This window comes from Pseudoalteromonas sp. NC201 (assembly GCF_002850255.1).
GTDB lineage: Bacteria > Pseudomonadota > Gammaproteobacteria > Enterobacterales > Alteromonadaceae > Pseudoalteromonas.
Genome location: NZ_CP022523.1, coordinates 1160283 through 1183170, shown reverse-complemented (window position 1 = coordinate 1183170; position 22888 = coordinate 1160283). Strand labels below are relative to the sequence as shown.

The following is a 22888-nucleotide window of genomic DNA, read 5'->3' as shown; positions in this document are numbered from 1 at the left end:
CTAGCCTAAGCGTTAGCCCTTATCTTGCGTTTCACTATCAGGCAGTTCTGAGCGCTGCCATTCACTAAGCTTTTGATAAAGTTCGTTAATATCAATGGGTTTAGCAATAAAATCATCCATGCCTGCCTGGATACATTTTTGTTTATCTTCTTCGTAGGCGTTCGCTGTTATCGCAATAATATGTGGATTGCCGTATATATTTGGCTCGTTTCTGATTGCTTTGGTACAAGCAAAGCCGTCCATATTCGGCATTTGGCAATCCATTAAAACCAAGGCATAGTTTTTCGCCTTCATTGCAACTAAAGCTTCGACTCCGTCGTCCACTTTATCTAACAAGCAGTGCGTTTTCTCTAGCAACTTACCAACAACCACTTGGTTAATTTTATTGTCTTCTACCAATAGAACATCGAGGCCATTAAAATCAGGAGCCCCTACTTCTTGTTGCTCTCTCTTAACCCCCTGCCCTTTTGAAGCTGGAATATCTACATAGAATTTACTACCGAGCCCAAGTTCACTGTGAATGCTTATCTCGCCATGCATCGCTTCGACTAGTTTTTTAGAAATAGCTAAGCCAAGTCCGGTACCACCAAACTTTCTTGTGGTTGAAAGGTCTGCCTGAGTAAACTCATGGAACAACGTTTCCTGTTGCGCTTTTGAAATGCCAATTCCAGTGTCAGCAACAGTAAACTTTAACATCCCACTCTCATAATGGACGGAAAGTGTTATGTGGCCTTTGTTGGTAAACTTTCCAGCATTGCTGAGTAAATTATTTACCACTTGTGACACGCGTAGTTCATCTAACTCAAGGTACGTAGGGAGTTCAGCCCCCTTCTCGTACTTAAACTCAACACCATATCTGACGTTAGAAATTTTGAAAATGCTGACCAGACTGTCGAGCATTTCTTGTAAATTCACTGCCCGGCGTTCTATTTTCAAAGCCCCCGCCTCAATTTTAGAATAATCCAAAATATCATTGAGGATAAGCATCAGGTTCTTTGCCGACTGCCGTATAATTGTTATTTGGTCTGCCATCTCATTGCTAAGACTTTGCTCTCTGATCAAGCTATCCGACATACCGATAATTCCATTTAACGGCGTTCTAATTTCATGACTCATATTGGCGAGGAACCGGCTCTTGGAATGATTAGCAGCGTTAGCGGCTTCTACGGCTTTGGTTAGCTCTTCCGTTTTCTCAGCAACTTGTTGCTCTAACTCACGATTGAAGTCGGTAAGCTTACGGTTAAGTCTTTCGTTTTCTAGGCTGGCTTGATTTTGTTTTGTAAAACTCAGTGTTAGCTTAAAAGCCAGCTGATTGAACTGCTGCTGCAACTCAATTATTTCTAAAAAGCTGCTATCTGCATTCGCCGAATTTTCGATTAAAGTTGAAGGTTCGTAAGCACGAATATCATGACTGAGCGCCACAATTGGACGCACCAACAATCGAGTGAGCTGACGGACAAAAATAGAACTCAATACAATAATCGCAAGCGCAAGTCCCAATGCATCTGACCAAGCTTCAGCAGCAACTAAATTAAGATATTTACGGTCGAGCATAGTGATAACTGACCATTCATATTGTTTAGATACCGCAGTTTGTTTAAATAAGATCTGCTCAGTCGAGTCTTCAAAAGTTGAGGATTCCTTATCAAATAGGGCTTGCAACACCACATCACTTGGCATATCTAGGGTTTTAAATTCGGTCTTTAACGAGCTATAGACAACCCTTTTATGTTTATCCAACACAATCAAATTGGCATCTTCAGCAAGAATTTTTGGAATAAAGCGTTCAAATGAACCAAATATTAAAGACCCTTCCACAATCCCCCTAAACTCTTCAGCGATAAAGATTGGTGCTGAAATTGCGACAATAGGCGCTTCATCAAAACCACGTCCTTGAAATATGCCTGAAACAAATCCTTCTGGGTATTCGGGAGCTTTAATAAAGTAGTCTCTATCTGACACATTGGCATTTGTTCCCTTCATCGTATCAGCAAAATGCTGCGGATAAAGGTGAGTAACATTAGCATCTTTGTCCGCGACAATCGCGGTTCTAAAGTTTGCATGAGTTTTTAGCAAACGCTCGATAACATAGTCGGCATCAATCCCTAAGGATACATCTGTTGCGGATATCACCATCGCGCGACGATATGCATCAAGGTAGTCATCAATTTGAGCGACAATAGAACCAGAGGCTTCTTCAAGCTGTGTTTTTATCTCAGCTTCAATTCTTTTATAGTAATTGTTTGTCAATACAACGGTTGTCATCAATACAACCAAAACGATAACAAGGTTGACGGTAGAATTAAAAATTTGATTGAGCGGCATCCCTTGCCACTTGCTGCGAGTAAAGAAAAAGCTCAGCAAGTCGACCACAGCGAGACAAATACCTGCATTGATTAGGTACTTAGCCAGTGCAGTGAATATAACGAGTAAAGGCAATTCGAGGGCAAAATAGCCAAAAATAAATAATGCAGGTAACCCCAACAAAATCCAATAAACGATACCCCGAACAAAAAATGGCTTGGCGAAACGGACGCAGACAAAGTGAAGCCACAACACTTCGAAGAAAAAAACCACAGAAGGCCAAGCATGCTCCCATCGATACCAAATAAAACCGGCACCTATAATCACAGCGATGATGGCATAGCGCCATCCGCATAGCAGCAGGATAAATAATACAAACAGCTGGCCAAAAAGGAATTCAGAACTATCCAAAAACCAAATTGGCAACAGATTGGCCAGCCCGCCAAGTACACCTAAGACTAAAGTTATGATGAGCGCTTGCTTTTGATTCAAATGTTACACCACCGGTTTTTGATACTGCCTATGTATAACAATAAAAAATATTTTAAAACCTGCCAAGGTAGTGCAACAAATAACTAAAAAATATATCACACATTGGGTTTATTTTCCCTAATGATGAGGGCAGTCATGGCTCTCTATTTGTAGCACACTACTCAGCACATTAAAGGACTTTTTCAACGCTTCTTCCACTTCCACGCGACACGCTGAATCATGAGATTCGATAGTACAGTGATGCTTTAATACCACATGTGCACCAACGACAACCGCCCCATCAATTTTGCTAACCGTAATATTATGGGCGCTTTCAACATGCTCCGTAGACACAATCGTTCTCTCTACTTCTTGAACCGTGGGCAAAACTTCTGGGGGTGTAGCAAGTCCTTTAAGACAAGCAATTATCACCTTAATTCCTGTGAACAATACAAAGACAGAAATCAGCATGCTCGAGAGAATATCAACCACCTCCCAGCCTGTGAGGTGTATAATCACACCTGCGATAAATGTCGATATGGTGGACAGTAAATCAAAAAATGAGTGCAAGAAAACAGCATAGACGTTAATACTGTCTTTACGGCCTTTGTACAGCACCCAAGCGGAGGCCCCATGAAACAAAAACCCAATTGCAGCAATCATAGACATTAAATAGCTATTCACCTCTAGGTCATGACCGCCCGCATGATGAGACAATCGCTCACTCCCTTCGAGCAAGATAATTACCGCAATTGAAAGGTAGAGAATGCCATTGATAAGTCCACCGGTATATTCAGCACGCTTGTAACCATCGTTATATGTTTTAGCAAGATAAACTGCCACACTTGACGCTATCAACGCGATAAATAAAGAACTATTGTGCACAAACAAGTGTCCAGCATCAGCTAACACAGCGAGAGAATTAGCGTAATAAGCACCAATAACTTGAATGATCATAAAAGAGCAAGTGATTGCAAGCGCAATCAATAATCTTCGGCGAGAAGCTTGATGCGTAGTGATATCTGTCATGAAATGAGTCGTGTACCTAATTTAATATAAGATGCTACGTACAACCACAGCATAAGATGGAGCCATTTGACTAAATGCACCTCACCTTATCTTTTATACCGTGTAGGAAAAAGCCGTGATTCAAAAATACAGAAATAAATTTAGAAATATACGTAGTTAACCTGAGCTTAGGATAATTAATGCCTTTCTAGCAGCCAATTTTAGCGCTAACTACGTTGAACTCACTTCCAAAAGCCAGCTATTGGTGCGCAAATTCGCCTAGTTATCATCAAAACTCTCTGGCTAGATAAGGTAGTAATTTAATATTACTTTAGAAACAATGAGTTACCTCATTCCTTATCTAAACCTCAGGTTAGTTATCGTTTAAACATTGCCCTAAATGGCAATGATATACAGTCTCAATTGTAACGTTTCCACGAGCTAAATGCACTAACATTTGCGGCTGTAACGGCCGACTTTATAGAAAATTTTGACACCCATCGCTTTTACTTGCGGTAAAGTACAATTAGATTTTTTCCAACTGAGTCACAACGTCGGTTGCGATTTGCTTTAATATTTCACAATCAGCTTCACTCAACTCTCGGGGTTCTATATCGATAACACATACGGTCCCAACGCGAAAACCGCTGGACAATATGATAGGAGCACCAGCATAAAATCGAATATGAGGGGCATTTAACACCAAAGGGTTATCCATAAAGCGAGGATCTTCGAGCGTATCATGAACCACAAATACCGTGTCTTCTAATATTGCATGACCACAAAATGAAACATCGCGAGACGTTTGCTCAGCATCCAATCCAAAGCGAGATTTAAACCATTGTCTGTCCTTGTCAACAAGACTTACCAATGCAATTGGAGCATCAAAAACATGGGCAGTAAATTGAGTAATTCGGTCCAATTCAAGTGTTGGTTTTGTATCGAGTATCGCAAGCTCCCTAAGCGCATGTAACCTAGCTGGTTCGTTTTTAGGTACCTCAGGGGTTTTCATAATCTACTTACTTAATTAGACAGTGTTTATATTTCTACTATAGTTTGTTTTGTGAGATAACGCAGGTGGCAAATGTGAGCAAGTATTTTAAAATAATCTCCCTAACCCTTTTTTCCCTAGTCTGCTTAAGTGGTTTTTACCTCGAAATTAACGAGTTTAATAAAAATCGTGTGGTTCACCAGAGTCTGACTTTATACTACAACAACCTTTCCGCCCTAGATAAAGCGATTGAAGTGATCTTTAGTCTGCAACGTGAACGCGGCATGTCCACGGGGTTTAAGTCCGAAGAAGAACACGACGCGCGACTACTTGCATATTATCAGGAAACGGACGAAAAAATAATAAGACTCACTGCTGAAAAACTCACGAGCATTAATAACTTCGATCAGTTTCAATTGACCATAAAAGACGATATACAAACACTGAGAAAGCTCAATAGACAGGCAAATATCAACCACGAGCAACTATTTCTTCGCTACACAATTTTGATTAATCACTTAATCGATACAGTCCGAACCATACAAACTGAGCAGTCCTTCATCCATAATTTTGGTAGCAATGAGGATAAAACACAGTACCAGAATATTCACACACTTATCAGAGCAATTGAGTTAGGGGGCAGACTCAGAGCTAAGATCAGCCGATACTTAACGGCAGATGAAGAGGCCACTAGATTAAGTGCAATGAGAAGCGCGCTACAATACTACGCCACTCATGTCACACTGATGGACAGCCTCAAAGATAATCAAAATACCGTACAGCTATACAATGCCGCTACGGCGTCTAGAGAGTATGACTATGTCACCTCAGCCCTAAACCGCTTTAGCCGTGGAGCTGAAATCAACTTACCACACTATGTGTGGTGGGATAACAGTACTGCCTATTTGAACTTGCTCGCTAGTGGCAGCCTGAATTTACTTGAATATATGAAGGACTCTGCTGACGCATCTATGCAAAATTCACAAGAGCGAGCTCAAACCTCACTCATTATCTCTTTGATCATTGCGCTGCTTTATATCATTTTAATTTGCCTATTGATTAGAGCGTTTACCGAATTAAAAATATATAAAACGGCACCACTTAGAACACAAACCGCACAGCTCATTGTGATATTTTCGTCAGTACTTGCCGTGCTATTTGTGGAACATTTTGCAAGTCAAAAGCAGCTATTATACCTCTCTGAAGTACAAACTCTTAGGCAGCTGAACAACCACTCATTGGAGCGTATAAACCACCTTAAAACGCTATGGTACAAGCCACATGTTGAAAGCCTTAGGTATGCCAGTATTAGCACCAATGCCGATCTCGCTAAACCGTCTCAGTTGCAAACGCTAGCCGTTAATAATCTTAATAACACTCAGTATGTAGACAAAAGCCAGATCGCGTCGTTTTATTCTCAATATCAAGAAAGTTTGCACCGTGGAGGGGTAATTACACAAATTATAAAGGGTAATGATGGCCATCGAATATTGATTATGGCGGGTCTTGGGCTGTCCGATAAGGGGCTGACGGAAACACTGTATTGGTACGAAGTTCAGCTGGATGTCTTACTTGGCAGCCTAGAACTCAGCCTTGATACCCGCCTAGAAAACGCATCGGGTTACTACACTATGCAGGAAGTCGAGGCGATTAAAATTAGCGGCACGCATACTCCACTAAGTCAATTACTGCTTACTAATAATATTGACCAAACCGACTTTCTAAGTGCAAAAATCTGGGATCAAGAACTTCAAGTGGGTGCTTATGCTTATTCACGTGAAGCGTTTAATCAAGATCTCTTCTACACCATAGAAATTAAGTTTATCTGGCAGGTGTTGTCATTAGTTGCATTTTGCTTATTTGGTTTAGCAATTAGCTATCGCGCCCAACAAAAAGCAAAATTAGACAAGCAAGCTGCAAAAGACGCGATTCAAAAGCGTCAAACTTTATTGAACTCATCTGAGAAGCTTGCCGCTATCGGTAGTTTTGAGGTGCCTGTTGGACAACACGTAGCACATACCTCTGAAGGCTTTAGGACGCTGTTTAACTTAACTCCCGAACTTGAGTACCATAATTTAAAACCAATTATAAAATTACTCGATAGTGACAATAGGAAGAAGTTGCAATCAAACTTACGTTCCATAACTCACGATCAATCTAGTGAACTTCAATTGACAATAAGAGACGAATCTTCAACTAGATACCTAAATGTCATTCTCAATTTAAAATACTACTCAAGTGAAAATTCGCAGTTTGTTGTCGGGGTTGTAAAAGATGTAACGAATCAAGTTAATGAAAACAATCGCCAAAAGAGAATACAAAAAGAACTCGTTGCCGCGAGAAAAGCGGCCCTAGAAAAAATGCATGAAGCGGATGTGGAAAGAATGTCAGCTCAGCATTTACTCAAAGTCCAAAAATCTACAGAAAAGCTGCTTCAAGAAGCCATTGATTCATTTCCAGCATTTATCCTGCTAATTGATGAAAACCAGCATATAGCTATGCTAAATCAGTTTAACGAACACATTAAAAGAACTAATCACAACGAATACCAATTCATGGGAAGCTCTCTCAACAAAGGTTCTGACGTTATAGCATTTATTACCCAACTGCCAATGACAGACAACAGCGAATTACTGTCCATGTTAGAAGAGGCAAAAGACAAAGAGCAGTATCAAGCACTAACGACGTGCCAGTATGTTAGTGAAGATACCCTGTACTGGTTCAACGTGTTAGTGAAAAATATCACCACAGATTCTGGGAAATACACCCTCATCTATCAGAATGATATTACTAAAAGCATCAACTTTTCTGCAGAGCTTGAGCAAGCTCGCATAAAAGCAGAGCAAGCAAGTGAAGCAAAGTCTCGCTTCCTCGCAACAATGAGTCACGAGATAAGAACGCCGATGAATGGCGTGGTGGGCATGCTGGACATTCTCGCCCAGTCTAACCTTGATCACGAGCAATCTCACCTCACCAAAGTCGCAAAAAGCTCAGCATTAGTACTACTTCGAATAATTAACGACATATTAGACTTTTCAAAAATCGAAGCTGGGAAAATGCAACTTGAATCTACGCCATTTAGCTGGCAAGAAATTATTAGAGAACTCGCGGAGCTCCTTGCATATCAAGCGGACTCTAAAAAGCTCAAGCTTGCCTTTTATCTTTCGCCACAGTTACCTAACTGGCAATTAGGAGATCCAGTTAGACTGCGCCAAATTTTATTAAACCTAATCGGTAACGCGTTAAAATTCACCAAAACTACTGCAACCGCCGCTGGCTTTGTAGAAGTGACTATTGGGCGCTCTCCCGATGATGGTTATATGGAAATTAGCGTGAAAGACAATGGTAAAGGTATGTCCGAAGAACAAGTAGAAAACCTTTTTAAACCATTTGTTCAAGCAGATAGTAGTATTCAACGCCAATATGGCGGTACCGGGCTGGGCCTTTCCATTACCCACAAACTTGTAGCCATGATGGAAGGGGAAATTGACTGTAGAAGCCTCGAGGGTTTTGGCAGTAACTTTATTGTTACTCTGCCATACTGTGAAGTGCCAAAACAAACCCGTGATATTAGCTTAACCTTAGACAGACTAAAAATTGCTGTGGTGGGCGACGAGGACAAATTTGAAAAAGACCTGCAAAATCAACTGCGCATCTATGAAGCCCAATGTGAAATATTCCCTCGAGAACTGTTTAACGCGCAACTGATTGATAGTCAACAATTTGATTATCTCGTTATCACTGCAGAAGCCTTCCAACAACTCACTACAGAAGGAAAAGAAGTTTTCATCGCGGAAAGCGAGTGCAAGTATATTTTACTAGACAATAATCAGGACAAGCTTCCGCATGCAAACAATATCAACGTCTCAAACCTCGCGCTATATCCTTATTACGCTTATAAAGTCGTTTCACACATCGCCACCTTAGAAGGGCTAATTGACAGTGAATCAACAAGTGACGACAGCGAGACTAAATCTAAGGCACTACCCACAATTAATGATGCCCAAGCACTTAACAAGCTTATCTTAGTCGTCGAGGACAATGTTTATAATCAGGATTTATTCAAAAGACAGCTAGCTCTGCTAGGCTATCAATGCATTATTGCCGACAATGGTAAAGTTGCCTTGCAGCTACTCGAACAGTATCACTTTTCGCTTATTATTTCGGACTGCCATATGCCTGTGATGGATGGCTATGAATTCGCAAAACAACGTCGCGAGCATGAACGTGAACGCAATCTAGAGCACATTCCTATCATTGCGGCAACGGCTAATGCGTTAGACGGTGAGAAAGATATTTGCTTTAACGCCGGGATGGACGATTACATTGCAAAGCCCATTGTCTTGCAGAAATTAAACAAAAAGCTAAAAAAATGGTTTTCGAGCAACATTCCAACAAACAGCCAAGGAGCGGAGAATGCTTCCTCATTGATGGAGGAACTAGATGCGCCAACCAGACATATCGACTTGGTGATACTCAGTGAATATGTAGGTACAGATAAAGAGTTACAGAGTATTTTCTTAAGAAGCTTTGTCGACGACACGAAAAAACTGTTACAAGGGGTAGACCTAGAACATCCTGAAAGTGTCAAGAATATTGCACATCAAGGGAAAACCTCGGCGAAGGCTGTCGGCGCAACACAACTCTCTGAAAAAATGGCAGAACTTGAACATGCAGCAGGTGAAGGTAAGCAGATAAAAATTGAAAATTTATTGAATCAATGTTTGATGCTTTTTGATAATGCACAAGCTGAAATCGCTTCTATACTTAATGTGGAAGATCTCACGTAACACGTGCTAAAAATTCAGGTCTAGTATGTATGATAAATGAAAAGCACCTTATTATTGCGATTGATGATAGCGAGCTTATTCTCACACAATTGCAATTGTTGATTTCTAACCAGACACCGTGCGCCTTTAAAGGGTTTAACAGCGGGCTGTCTGCATTAGAAAGTCAAGAACTCCATCAAGCTTCCCTTATTTTACTTGATATCAACATGCCGCAAATGGATGGCGTAGAGATATTACGGAAATTTGCCGAACTAAGTATCCAAGCACCTATCGCTTTGCTAAGTGGTGAAAAAGGTCTATTTATCAAAAATACCGCTGCACTAGCAGAGCTTCATGGCCTCACCATTATATCTAGTTTAGAAAAGCCACTTTCTGCAACTAAGCTAAAAGAACTTTACAGTCAGCTTCAGTCTCAAAATACATCCACAAAGTCCCAACACGCTCTACAAAACTATAGTAAAGATGAGATCTATGAGGGATTATTGCGAGAAGAGTTTTGTGCGTATTTTCAACCTAAAGTCGCAAGTTCATCCGGTGCAATCATTGGCGCAGAAGTGCTTGCAAGATGGCATCATAGTACCGATGGCACTGTGCCTCCTTCACAGTTTATCGCGACAATGGAAGAGAACGAATTAATTCACCTGCTATCCTATAGCCTGTTGAAACAAACCTTGTCCTTGCTTAGCTATAATCGAGATATTCTTAAAGCGCTTCAATTCAGCATTAATTTGAGCGTGAAAGAGCTAGAAGACATAAAACTCCCAGAAAAACTCGAGTCTATTTGCGAAGAGTATTGCACCCCCACCTCTCAAATCACTCTAGAGTTAACTGAGAGTCACTTGTTAGATAACATCAAGCGTGCGCTTGATGTGTTGCTGCGTTTAAAACTTAAAGGCTTTAAGCTGTCTATTGACGACTTTGGTACAGGGTATTCTTCTATTAAGCAGCTCAACGAGTTACCGTTTGATGAACTCAAAATCGATAGATGCTTTGTTGATGGCTGTTCAACGCAACCAAACAAACGCGTCATTATCGCGAGCACCTGTGAGATGGCTCACCAACTTGGACTAGAGGTCGTCGCTGAGGGTGTCGAAGAGATTGAGGACCTAGTCGTTGTACAAAGTTACGAAGTAGAATCGGTTCAAGGCTATTATTACTACCCACCTTGTACCCCGTCGGAGTTTTTGCAAACTGTCTCTGAATCCGCATTGCAAAAGTCTCATTCTAGTAAATAATTAAATTTAATAGGCTTTGATATACTCTCATAGTTAGAGGGAATCTATGCATAAAAAAGACGTTGAACACGCACAACGACATCCAAAAGTGATTATTATTTGCGACGATCCTGCAGAAATGACAGGCGTTGTTGATATTGTTGCTTCTCAAGTCAATGAATACCGTACTCTCACTAGTCATAAAGAAGTAGCTGAAGTGCTAACTGAGTCTCCACCAGATGTCATTGTTATTGCTCGAAAGACAGTCGCAAAAAGCGTCGAAATCTATAGTTTGCTCGCCAAGCATGGCTTACTTAACTATGCTCATGAAAATATTTTACTGTGTGAAAACAAAGAGTCAGGCGTGGCCTTTCGGTGTTGTATGAAAGGTATTTTTACCGATTATTTTGTCTACAAACCGATGTATGAGAACTACCGATTTCGTATGATCTTACATAATGCTTTGGTTCGTACGGAAGGCACGTCTGAGGTTGCTAAAATCAGAGAGGAGCATTTTGGTCGCATAGATGACAAGCTAAAGCAATTGATTGATGATGCAGCTTTGTATCATCAAAAAGCGGATGAAACGCTACAAACGGTAAGACGTAATCTCGACAATGAAAAAGGGATTAATAAAGTTCAAGATGACTTGCTAAATGAATTAAAACAAAAACACTTATCGCCACTGCTGGATGAACTAGAACACCAATTGGCAGATAGCGTTCATGAATTAACAAAAAGATTGAAAGATAAACAATTCTCTATCGCTGAGCTTACAGCATTGCTGAGCGAAAAAGACAACTCTAAGTGCGCGCAATTAGCGCAAAATGTATTGCCAGTAGGTGATACCGGTGAGGTTGATGTTAGCGAACCAAAAGCGCTTGAAACCAAGCAAGAAGAAGTAAAAATAATGGTAGTGGAAGACAACGAAATTTATCGAGAGATGATAGCCAAGATCCTACGTGATGAGGGGTATAAAGTAGACTGTGAAACCAGCGGGTTAGGCGCTATAAAAACATTGAGAAAACATAAATTCACCATGGTATTTATGGACTTATTTATGCCAGAGCTTGATGGCTACAATACAACCAAAAATATTCGCAATATTCCACATTGTAAAAAACTTCCTATCATTGCGCTAACTAGCAATAAAAACAAAGATATAATCAGAAAGTGGGCGTCTTTGGGGCTCACTGGGTACATCACCAAACCGTCTACCAAATCATCTATTTTAAAAGCTGTGGAAAAAGCACTTACGGAAAACCAATAAGTTGCGTAAAGTACAAATCAGCAAACATTATCAAATCGAGTTCTGCCATGATAAGCCATATCAACTCTGACGTAAGTTTCGGAGTTGTAATACCAATTCGCCTAATTAAGTGATCTATTTTGAGGTGAATTGGTAAAAGTGGCCGCATAAACCAACAATGAAGTGAATGATGACTAGAAAAGCAACAACCCTGAGCCAATACACTACTCGCTTAAATATTGTTATTGATTACATCTATAACAATATTAATCGCGAACTTGATGTGATCACGCTTGCTGATCAATGCCATATGTCGACTTATCACTTTCACCGTGTTTATCGCTCAATCGCTGGGGAAACCATCAATGCAACCGTAAGAAGAATGCGACTACATGTTGCTGCAGGTATGTTAATTCGCACCCAAGACTCCATTGCAAAGGTGGCTGAGCAGACCGGTTATGCAAGTATTGAAGCGTTTAGCCGAGCATTTTCTCAACGATATAAGCAACCACCTAGCCTATTTCGCCAACATGAACAGGCCAAGGCAAAAGGCTGTGCGGCCGAGTTTTATATCATTAAGGTAGAAGAGGATTCGAATATGTTTAATGTAGAAATAGGCAGTAATGAGCAAATGACGTTAATCGGACTTGAGCACCATGGCGATTACATGCAAATCGGTCAAGCATTTGAAAAATTAAACGTACTGGCGCAGCAACAAGGCTTATTAGGTGCGGATACGCGTTTCTTTGGTGTATATTTTGACGACCCAAAAACCGTCGAGGAAAGCAAACTAAAATCAATGGCAACAATTTTAGTGCCAAAGACAACCGCATCTCTCCCAGAGGGGCTTTGTGAATTCGCCATTCCATCCGGCAAAACAGCTAGCCTACTTTACCAAGGTGACTATGCTTCTCTTGAAACGCCTTACGAGTACCTGTTTGGACAATGGTTACCTAACAGTGAGTTCGAACCTGCCGATGTGCCTGTTATCGAAGAATACTTAAACGATGTTAGAGATACACCACCACACGAGCTTCTCACTCGTATCACTTGTTACATTAAATAACTGATTTTTATCCTGTTCAGGGGTTAACTAATCTAAACGCGACTAAGCATCGACTGCTTAGAAATAATAAGGAGGGACTTCCCTCCTTATTTATTTGCGAACCAATTAGAACCTATAGTTAAAGCTCAATTTAGCATTTCGCTCGTTGCCAGGCGTGCCACCTAAGAACAATGCTTTACTGTAATAACGCTCGTCAGTTAGGTTTTCAAGGTTTAGCTGAATATCGAACTGCTCAGCATCGAACTTAATTGCAGCATCCCAGCGAGTATAACCATCAATAGTTGCCGTAGGCAGGCCGAAAGAAACAGAATTAATTGTTCGTTCACTCTCATAGTTAATTCCAAGACTGTACTCTAGAGTCCCTCCAAACCAATTAGCTGGCTGGGTATACTTCACCCACGTGCTGGCAAACTTTTTCGGTACCCCTTTCATTTGACCTGAGCGTTCATTCGAACGGATCTCAACAGCATCTTGATAAGTCGCGTTCATATTCACACTGATTTGGTCGTTCAATGCTAAATTTAAGTCAAGCTCTACACCTTTTGACTCATCTTCATCATCGAAGAAATAGCGTGGAACGCTGACATTGTAGTCGTCACCTGGCTGCTCGTTATACTCAGGATTGTTATACATTAGGTTTGTGCGTTTAGTTTCGAACCACACTAATGAGCCCAATAAATCTTCATCAAAGGCAGTAAAACGCACACCAATATCTAACGTTTCAGATTCAGAGTCAGGTCTGTTTTTACGATTTGCATCAGCTTCATTTTCTAGACTACCCAGTACACTGTATGCAGTACGACCTTTTGCCATATTTACAAAAGCAGAAAGCTGAGAGGTCACTTGATAATTCAAGCCAATATTATACGTCATACCTGCATCATCCGTGTCCAGCTCTTCACTCTCTTCTGGTGAACGATCAGTACCTAAATGCTGATATTTTTGTTCAACGCTAGTATATGCAAGACCAGCACGAGCAGTTAGTGCATCAGTGATATACACCACTTCTTGTGCACTAATGCCATACGCCGTAAGCGTTTTATCGTAATTACTACGTAGCGATGGGTCATAATCCTCGAATTCGCCTGTTGGCCAGTTTGGACTGCGAATGTCTAAGATATATGGAATTGAACCTTTACCATCGGCATCATATGCAGACCAACTTTTTAAGCGCATATCACGATTTTCATAGTTAACGCTGACTAAATGCTCACCGCTCAAAGAAGCCATATCCCAAGTTAACTGTAAATCAGCAAAGTACTGCCAAGTTTTTTCGCTGGCAACTTGACGGCGATACTCTTGACGGCGAGCCGCATAAGGATATAGCACATCATCAATCACAAGCGGAGCTCTTGGGTTTGCATTGATCACACCATTGCGCTCCCAATAAACATAATTGTAAGCACCAGTTTGGCGAACAAAATCAGAATCATAGCTACGCCATAATACCTGCTGGGTTAGCTTCGAGTTGCGATTTAAGTACCAATCGTGACGAAGCTTTATCCGTAACTCTTCACCTTCATTAGGACGAGATAAAGGAGAAATCAGATTCCCATCGCCAAGATTAAAAGGCTTTAGGCCATCGCCAATACGAATTGACTCAGCAAGTTGCGCGCGCTGTTCATCATTCAGCTGTACACCTAACCACTTACCTTTCTCAGCATCATATTGTGGGTCATTTGGCAAGCGATCAGCTGTAACCAGTCCTGGTTGCCCAGTAATGCTATCCCAGTTAATAATCCGTACCGGATCGCCAATTGAATCTACTTGTTGCGAATCATCAATATAGGCCGCTGAAAGTAAAAATGAGTGCTCGCTGCTTGGGTCGAAACGTAAGCTTGCATAGATTTCGTCTCTATTAGATTCTAGATCTCGATAGCCGTCGCTACGCTCATGGTTTGCAACAACACGGTAGGCAAGCTTGTCAGTAATTGCATCTGTAAAATCAACGCCCAAACCATAAGTATTCCATGCGCCCACTTTACCGTTAATTGAGAGCGCTTGTTCAAACTGTGGCTTTTTCTCAACTAAGTTAACTACACCACCTGCAGCACCAATACCATAAAGGCCTGTAGCAGGACCTTTTAACACTTCAATACTTTCGATATTGGTTAAGGAGCGTGTTGGGTTAAAGCTGTTCCCTAAGTCAGCACCACCATACATACCATCGTAGGTATAGTTTACGCCTAGGCCACGAACCATTAGTGAATCACCAATGCCGTAGTTATTACCGGCCTGAGACAAACCACTTACGTTGCGTAGTGCTTCTTGTAAAGTCGCTGCGCTTTGCGAATCTAGTAGCTCTTTGTCAACAACAACAACCGCGGCGGGGGTCTGCATAAGATCCATATTGGACTTAGTTGCAGTTCCAGATTGCAAAATAATTTTATTATGTTTGCCATAAACACTGATTTTTTCTGTGTCTTCAGAAGCAAAAGCCGTTGTGCTTGCACCTAGTAAAGCCAACTTAACCGCAACGCATGAGGCGGAAAGAACAGAAGAGCGAGAGTATTGCATTTTTAACTCCAAACTACGCAATTGGATAGTGGTGAAATAAGCCAAATACCTATTTCAGAAAATAATTTATCAGAGAGGGGGCGAAGTTTAGCAAAACAATAGTAATGATAACAACTATCATTTACATTTTAAAAATGTAATGTTTTTTGCAATACACGAAAAGATGATAATAAAGTGTAACAGATGGATATTTTTATTTAGCGAGCGTAATCTAACTTCGTTATTTGCTCGCTTCGCGGCTTACCCAATTTTGTAAACCGCGTTAGATTAGAACAATCCTAGCAGCGTCGGATATAACTCATAACAGGTAAAGCTCACTTCAAGCCCAATCAAGACTAAAAGAAAACTGACCAGATGCCCCACTTTTACTTTTGAACAAACATAAGCGCCTAATGGAGCACCAACGACCACAATCGGTATTGCCGCTAGCAAATAGCCATTTATTTCACTGCTGATCGTATTGAGGTGCCACGCATTAATGCTACTTCCAATCAATGAGGTAAACGTCATCACCACGACGGAGGTTGCAGTCGCCTTTTTCACATCTGCATTATAAGCAATCACCAACAAGGCAAAGAGTGCAATATCTGCACCCGACCCTACTAATCCACTAGCTATACCTCCGATTAACGCTACGGCCATAAAGCGTAGCATTTTAGGTTGGATAAACTCACTGCTAGGTTGATGATGTGCCTTACGCCACCATCTCAAAATCAGTGTTAGTGCAAAGCAGAGCAACAAAAAACTAAAAATAGACTTAACTAGGAGCCTTGGTGCCAGAGGCGCGATATACAATAGACTGAGCGTTACACCAAGCGCAGCCATTGGCAACGCCATTAAAATAACGTTTTTATATACCGGAATACGGCGACAGAAAATAGTAATGGTCGCCGCTGTCATACCAAAACTTTGTATCGCGAGAGAAAATACCTTGGCCGTAGCGGGATCTATGTCTAATAATTTAGTCATCACAGGAAAGGCGACGGCGCCACCGCCTAATGCCGTTCCACCTGCCACAAACGATCCCAACGCCATGGTCAGCGCAATATGGGATTCACTGATAATTTGACCAAGTGCTTGATAAAAGCCTTGTACCCAGATCAACGTAGCGTACACACCCAGTGTAAAAAATAAGGGCCACATCGTCGGTTTTGTTATTCGTTGCAACATTATTCATCCATTACTCAAAGAGCCTTTCCTTATTAATACCCGTTACCATACTCATCTAGTATTTGAGCGAACGCAATTAAACATGATGAATACACTTTTTTCAAATTAAATTTACATTAAAAGTGAATACACCTGAATGCAATAAACACATCCTCAATAGTTGAAACGCACGCCTATCTCCCTTATTATAACTATAAATAATTACTTATTACTTTTTGTTATATCGGTAATTTGCTTATACCTAAAGGCACAATCATGACAGTAGAATCGGTGTTACCTCAAATATATCTAGATGCTAATGCAACAACCCCTGTATTAGAGCAAGCAGCAGACGCAGCATTGGTTACCATGAAAACCATGTTTGGTAACCCGAGCAGCAGCCACATTACAGGCCTACAGGCTAAGCAACTGATGGAACAAACTCGCCAAAAAGCACGTGCGGTGCTGGGTTCTGGTCATGGTCGAGTGATTTTCACCAGTGGCGCAACCGAGGGCATCCAAACCGGCATACTATCAGCCCTTTGTGAAGCAAAAAAGAAGATACAGCCAAACAAAAAATATACACTACTTTACGGGGCAACTGAACACAAAGCAGTACCAGAGTCACTTAAACATTGGAATCAAATTTTAGAAATTAATGCCGATGTCAAAGCCATTCCGGTTGATGGTGCAGGTAATCTGGATTTAGCGTTTATCGCAAATGAAGTACCTAATGCGCTAATGATTTGCACTATGGCTGTCAATAATGAAACCGGTGTATATCAAGACCTGAACCAATTAGAAAACGTAATAAGAAAGCATAATTCAAATATTTTTTGGATGGTTGACTGTGTTCAGGCGCTGGGTAAACGCAATTTAAACCTAGCGAGAACAACTATTGACTACGCACCTTTTAGCGGTCATAAGCTCTATGCACCAAAAGGCATCGGTTTTGTTTATATTCGAGAAACCGCGCCGTTTACGCCATTTATTGCTGGCGGTGGTCAAGAGAGCGGTTTACGCTCAGGGACAGAAAACTTACCTGGCCTTGCCGCGCTGAATGTGATTTTTGATGAACTGCTAAAAGAAAATGACAGCCAATTTGCAAGCGTAGATAAACTACACGATTTTCGAAATCAACTAGCACAAACGCTCAAAGATGCGTTCCCGACTATTGTATTTAATAATCACTTCAGTAATAGCGTTCCGACTACACTAAACTTTGCAATTCCGGGATTTAGCTCAAAAGAAATCATGGATTTGTTTGACGCAGCAAACATCCGTGTCAGCTCGGGCTCAGCGTGCAGTTCAAAGGTAACGCGCAGTTTTGTGCTAGATGCCATGGGACTCCCTGCATGGCAAAGCGAATCGGCTATTCGACTGTCTTTTGGTCCTGCCACAACCCAAACTGAAATAGACGCGGCGTGTGAGCGCATTCTCCATTGTGCTCAGGCACTCGGTCACAGTTGTCTCATGCAAGCGGCGAATGGCGTTAACAATAAAGAAGCGCTTGACGGCCTAGTACAATTTAAAGTGGGTGGTGCATGCTGTTGGTTGTTTGCTGATAAGCAGTCAAAAACGGCGATTATTATCGATCCACTTCCTGAGCTGGTAGAACGTCTTAATACGATATTAGAATGCCAGCAGCTAACACTGCTCGCTGCGCTTGATACACATGGGCACGCCGATCACGAATCGAGTCGAACCACACTGAATTTACCAAAACAAACATGCGACCATTTAGGCTGGCCAACTCAAACTACACAAATTGACTATAAAGGCCAGTCACTTGAAGCGCTAGCTATTGGTCATTTCCGTCTTGCAAAACTAACCACCCCAGGGCATACGGAAGATAGCGTCACCTTTATGCTATTGGAGCAACAACAAGATAAGTACGCCATCAGATACGTTTTTTGTGGTGACCTAATCCTGATGGGGGCATTAGGTAGAAGCAACTTCTCCACCAGCTCACCAAAAGCGATGCTGAATAGCATTCAGTTACTTGCTCAGCTCATCGACACAGATACCTTGTTATGCCCAAGTCACGACTACAACAATGAGTTTGCAACTACCCTAGCGGCAGAGTGTAGTCGTAATTTACTATTAAATAGTGTGCTTCAACATGACATTGCGGTTGATGTATTTGTTGAGAAAAAGGCGCAAATAGACAAAAACATTGTTGATGAGGCTGGCAGTGAGATCATGTGTGGCGCAACGGTTTGCAATAAAAACCAATTTGAATTGCACGAGTACAACACAACAGAGCTCAATGCTCACATCGCTAACAACGAAGGTGTGCTGTTAATTGATATACGTGAACCGCATGAATATGCTCTAAATCACAACAGAGCGTTTGATCAAAATGTGCCACTAACCCGCCTTACTGACTTTATTTGCAAACAAAGCCAAGACAAGACGAAAGAGTTGGTGTTGGTGTGTCGCAGCGGCAGTAGATCACAAGTTGCAGCACAGGCGCTAGCACGACTCGGCTTTAATAATATCGGACATTTAAAAGGAGGGTATGCACTCATCCCATCAGCATAACCTTCACTGTTTCCTTTCTAAAGCCCCTACAGCGCTCGCTATGGGGCTTTTTTGATCTCACTTTTCATCACTACCGTATGAATACTAAAAATGACTAATACCAATTGGCTTAATTAAGTGATCTATTTTGAGGCGAGAAAATCTTGTCGATAACCCCGCTACCGCGTCCTGCTATCGCCAAGGTACCTACATCCGTGTAGGCAAGACGAAAATTTTGCTATTTAACCTGAGGTTTGGATAAGGAATGTTCCAACTCATTGTTGCTAAAGCACAACTTAGTTTTTTCCTTGTCTATCCAGAGAGTTTTAGGGAAAACACCGCTTCCGCGTCCTGCTCTCGCTAAGGTACCTACATCCTGTAAGCAAGGCGAATTTACGCACCAATAGCTGGCTATTGGAAGTGAATTCAACGCAGTTAGCGCTAAAACTGGCTGCTAGAAAGGCATTAATTATCCGCAGCTCAGGTTATTTAGTTGTTCTAAATGAGAAATTTTTAACTCAGTTAGCGTCAGATTGGCTCCTTCAAATTGAGCAAGTATTAAGACTAATTGGTATCAACCCTAAATGGCTCATAAGAAAGTAAACCTACCTTATAAAGTATGCCCTATTTGCAAACGCCCGTTTTATTGGCGGAAAAAATGGCAAAGAGATTGGGAAAACGTTAAATACTGCTCAAAGCGCTGTGCTGCTGAGCGCCGCTTAAGTATAGGGCACAACAATTAACAAAACGTGGCGAATGTTGTAACTAGAATAATGCTTTGTAATATTTGCAAATTACAGAACAATAATATTGATAATCACTCTCATCTACAATATCATTTGCGCAAACTTAGATCATAGGGATTAATCATGCGCTCATTTAAATACAAATATCCAAGCCTTATTGCCAGCGTTGCACTGGCATTGTCTTGCTCTGCGATTGCACAAGAGCAAACAAAACAAGATAAAGACGACATTGAAATCATCGAAGTTAGCCCAAGAGGACTAATTTCATACGTTAGCGCTACTGCATCAAAAACAGCAGTTCCAATCGTCAAAACACCTGTTTCGGTTTCTGTATTAACAGCACAACGTATTTCTGATTTAGGCGCAGAAACGCTGCAAGATGCGATTGGGTATGTTGCAGGTGTTTATAATGGGCCATATGGTGTTGATACTCGAGGCGACTGGTCTAAAATTCGTGGCGTCGACCCCTTACTCTATGTTGACGGCCTGCAAAAATTGTTTGGCAATTACAACAATACCCGTACTAACCCTTATGCACTTGAAAGCGTAGAGATCTTAAAAGGTCCTTCATCCGTGCTTTACGGACAGGGGTCTACAGGTGGTATCGTCAACGCAGTATCAAAATTACCAAAAGCAGACACTGAAGGTGAGATCTGGGCACAAGTGGGCAACTACGACCGTAAGCAACTAGCACTTGATTACAACACCACATTTGGTGAGCAGCAAGAGTATCAAGCACGTGCTGTTGCCATGTATCGAGACAGCGGCACACAGACCGATTATGTTGATGACAACACCCTGATGCTTGCACCAAGCTTTAGCTGGCTTGCTTCAGATGAAACTAAAATTACCTTGCTTGCCAACCTTCAGAGAAATGAATCAGGCTCTTCAACGCAATTCTTCCCGCATGAAGGCACTATTCTACCTGCAAAATACGGCCAAATTCCCAGTGAGCGTTTCGTCAGCGAGCCTGGCTGGGATAAATATGATACTGAGCAACAAGCGATCACCGCTATTGTTGAGCACAGCTTTGATTTAGACACGCATGTTAAGTTTTCTGGTCGCTACAGCGATAGTTCATCCGAGTACCGTACCATTTATTCTTGGCCACCAAAATTTGAAGCAGACAAACGCACTGTTAAGCGTATTGCCAGCCTCACCGACTCAAGTGCACGTAGTGTGACGATGGATCTTCAATTCCATAAATATTTGGAACTGGATGCGGTTAAACTCACTATGGTATCAGGTGTTGATTACCAAAATGCGGATACAGATTCTGATCGCGGCCGTGGCGTTGCAGCTCCACTCGACTTGTATAACCCAGTGTATGGACAAAGTACAGCGTTACCAACAGCAGTTGTCGATAACCCTGAAAACACGTTAAACAATAAACAGCTTGGTGCTTATGCTCAAGTTACTGCTGAAGTGAATAGCTGGGTACTCAATGCGGCACTTCGCTATGATGATGTTTCAAATCAGGTGCAAACGGCAGGTGCAATCAAAAATAGTCAGAATGCCACAACAGGTCGGATCGGTTTGCTTTACCAATTTGAGAATGGCATAGCGCCCTATGCTAGCTATTCAGAATCGTTTAAGGCTGTATTTGGACAAAAACCACAAGGTGGCGCATATAAACCGCTAGAGGGTGAACAAATTGAACTCGGCTTAAAATATCAACCAACGGGTACCGAACACCTTATCACTGCATCTATATTTGAAATTAAAGACAAAAATCAAATACGGAAAGTTTCCCCCGAATTTGAAGTACAAGACGGTGAAATCGCGGTCAAAGGGTTAGAGCTTGAGGCCCAACTTGAGTGGCAGCACCTTGATATCTATGCAGCATATTCTTATTTAGATACGGAACAAGACGTTTCTCCGCTGTCACCTACAGAGCTCTATGTAGCACAAGATTTGGTTACGCTCATCACAGATGATACTCAGCTCTCAGCAACACCTAAGCACTTAGCTTCAATTTGGGCGACGTACCGCGCAGATGAATGGCTTCCAGGGCTAAAATTTGGAGCGGGTATTCGACATGTAGGAAAAACCTATGATGGCAGTCGCACAGTTGAATTAAACGGCCAAACACTACATCAGCAATTAGTGACTAATAACTTTAACCTTATTGATATGATGATTGGCTATGACATTGAACAATATCAATTCAGTTTACAAGTCGATAATGTCACCGATAAAACGGTTATTACCAGCTGTTTGTTCCGTGGCGATTGTTTCTATGGACAACGTAGAACTATCAGCGCTAACGTGAAATACAAGTTTTAACGGCTAAATTATAAGAACTAAATCGCCCTAGAACCGAGACCAATGTTCATAGGGCGATGACTTAAAACTGATAGCTAACAATAAAACTACCATCAGCACGCTTTTTATGAGACTCGCCGCTTTCGCCATAACCAGCCACCAGCTTCACACTCCATCCAGACTGATTTATACCCGAGAAGTGATAGCTATAACTTAAACCTGCGCCATTGGTGGTTTCATCATCAAGTAAATCGATAATTGGCTCAAAAATACCACATGTAATATCATCATCTTCACATGCAGGGCCAGCATCTCGTGCCCCCAAAGCCCCTAACACCACGCCTATTGCATGTTTGTTATTATCAGACACCGCTTTCTCATAGCCTATAGAAAATCCATCATCTAAACCGATAAGGTAATTTCCGTACCACCGACTATTACTATCGGCTTGTGGAAGAGAAAGTTCGATTTGACCAAAAAATGGATAGCCAGTACCAACAGAAAAATCGACCGAATTGGCAATGCTTGCGGTGCTGATTAGCAAAGCAGAAATACCAAACGTAGCCTTTATCAACGAAAAGAGCATTGAATTTTC

Annotated in this window: 13 protein-coding genes; 7 read left to right on the top strand and 6 right to left on the bottom strand. The window is 41.5% G+C overall.

The features are described 5' to 3' along the window. Nucleotides 1-12: 12 nt before the first annotated feature. The 3 genes from PNC201_RS22970 to PNC201_RS22960 form a co-directional block, all read right to left on the bottom strand. Nucleotides 13-2796 (bottom strand): ATP-binding protein, encoded by a 2784-nt coding sequence (locus PNC201_RS22970; protein ID WP_102058582.1) that lies wholly within the window; start codon nt 2794-2796, stop codon nt 13-15. A gap of 117 nt (nt 2797-2913) precedes the next feature. Next, the gene (locus tag PNC201_RS22965; protein ID WP_010375246.1) at nt 2914-3804 is read right to left on the bottom strand and encodes a cation diffusion facilitator family transporter; all 891 of its coding nucleotides are present in this window, start codon (nt 3802-3804) and stop codon (nt 2914-2916) included. A 505-nt stretch (nt 3805-4309) separates the two neighbouring features. Beyond that, nucleotides 4310-4795, bottom strand: a complete 486-nt coding sequence (locus PNC201_RS22960; protein WP_102058581.1) for a GAF domain-containing protein — start codon at nt 4793-4795, stop codon at nt 4310-4312. Nucleotides 4796-4869: 74 nt separating this feature from the next. Here PNC201_RS22960 and PNC201_RS22955 point away from each other — a divergent pair, with 74 nt between their 5' ends. From PNC201_RS22955 to PNC201_RS22940, 4 genes are all read left to right on the top strand, one after another. Next, nucleotides 4870-9564 carry an ATP-binding protein gene (locus PNC201_RS22955; protein ID WP_102058580.1) on the top strand — a complete coding sequence of 1565 codons (4695 nt, stop codon included), beginning with the start codon at nt 4870-4872 and terminating at the stop codon, nt 9562-9564. Nucleotides 9565-9593: 29 nt separating this feature from the next. Continuing rightward, nucleotides 9594-10799 (top strand): EAL domain-containing response regulator, encoded by a 1206-nt coding sequence (locus PNC201_RS22950; protein ID WP_010607501.1) that lies wholly within the window; start codon nt 9594-9596, stop codon nt 10797-10799. A gap of 46 nt (nt 10800-10845) precedes the next feature. After that, a complete protein-coding gene (locus PNC201_RS22945) occupies nt 10846-12048 on the top strand; it encodes a response regulator (protein WP_010607500.1) in 1203 nt (400 codons plus the stop codon). 166 nt (nt 12049-12214) lie between these two features. Then, the gene (locus PNC201_RS22940; RefSeq protein ID WP_233525275.1) at nt 12215-13093 is read left to right on the top strand and encodes an AraC family transcriptional regulator; all 879 of its coding nucleotides are present in this window, start codon (nt 12215-12217) and stop codon (nt 13091-13093) included. A gap of 105 nt (nt 13094-13198) precedes the next feature. On the opposite strand, the gene PNC201_RS22935 is transcribed toward PNC201_RS22940, so the two are convergent. Further along, complete coding sequence (locus tag PNC201_RS22935; RefSeq protein WP_102058579.1) at nt 13199-15610, bottom strand: TonB-dependent receptor; 2412 nt, start codon at nt 15608-15610, stop codon at nt 13199-13201. Between the two features lie 267 nt (nt 15611-15877). Beyond that, nucleotides 15878-16780 carry a sulfite exporter TauE/SafE family protein gene (locus tag PNC201_RS22930; RefSeq protein WP_102058578.1) on the bottom strand — a complete coding sequence of 301 codons (903 nt, stop codon included), beginning with the start codon at nt 16778-16780 and terminating at the stop codon, nt 15878-15880. A gap of 255 nt (nt 16781-17035) precedes the next feature. On the opposite strand from PNC201_RS22930, the gene PNC201_RS22925 reads away from it, so the two are divergent. The 3 genes from PNC201_RS22925 to PNC201_RS22910 all read left to right on the top strand — a co-directional run bounded on the left by PNC201_RS22925 (nt 17036) and on the right by PNC201_RS22910 (nt 22314). Next, nucleotides 17036-19303 carry an aminotransferase class V-fold PLP-dependent enzyme gene (locus PNC201_RS22925; RefSeq protein WP_102058577.1) on the top strand — a complete coding sequence of 756 codons (2268 nt, stop codon included), beginning with the start codon at nt 17036-17038 and terminating at the stop codon, nt 19301-19303. Between the two features lie 563 nt (nt 19304-19866). Next, nucleotides 19867-20025 carry a DUF2256 domain-containing protein gene (locus PNC201_RS22915; RefSeq protein WP_102058576.1) on the top strand — a complete coding sequence of 53 codons (159 nt, stop codon included), beginning with the start codon at nt 19867-19869 and terminating at the stop codon, nt 20023-20025. A 126-nt stretch (nt 20026-20151) separates the two neighbouring features. Beyond that, nucleotides 20152-22314: a TonB-dependent siderophore receptor gene (locus PNC201_RS22910; RefSeq protein ID WP_102058575.1), complete on the top strand. Its 2163-nt coding sequence runs from the start codon at nt 20152-20154 to the stop codon at nt 22312-22314. Nucleotides 22315-22375: 61 nt separating this feature from the next. Here PNC201_RS22910 and PNC201_RS22905 read toward each other — a convergent pair whose 3' ends face one another. Continuing rightward, on the bottom strand, nt 22376-22879 hold the full coding sequence (locus PNC201_RS22905) for a hypothetical protein (protein WP_010607492.1): 504 nt from the start codon (nt 22877-22879) through the stop codon (nt 22376-22378). Nucleotides 22880-22888 lie beyond the last annotated feature (9 nt).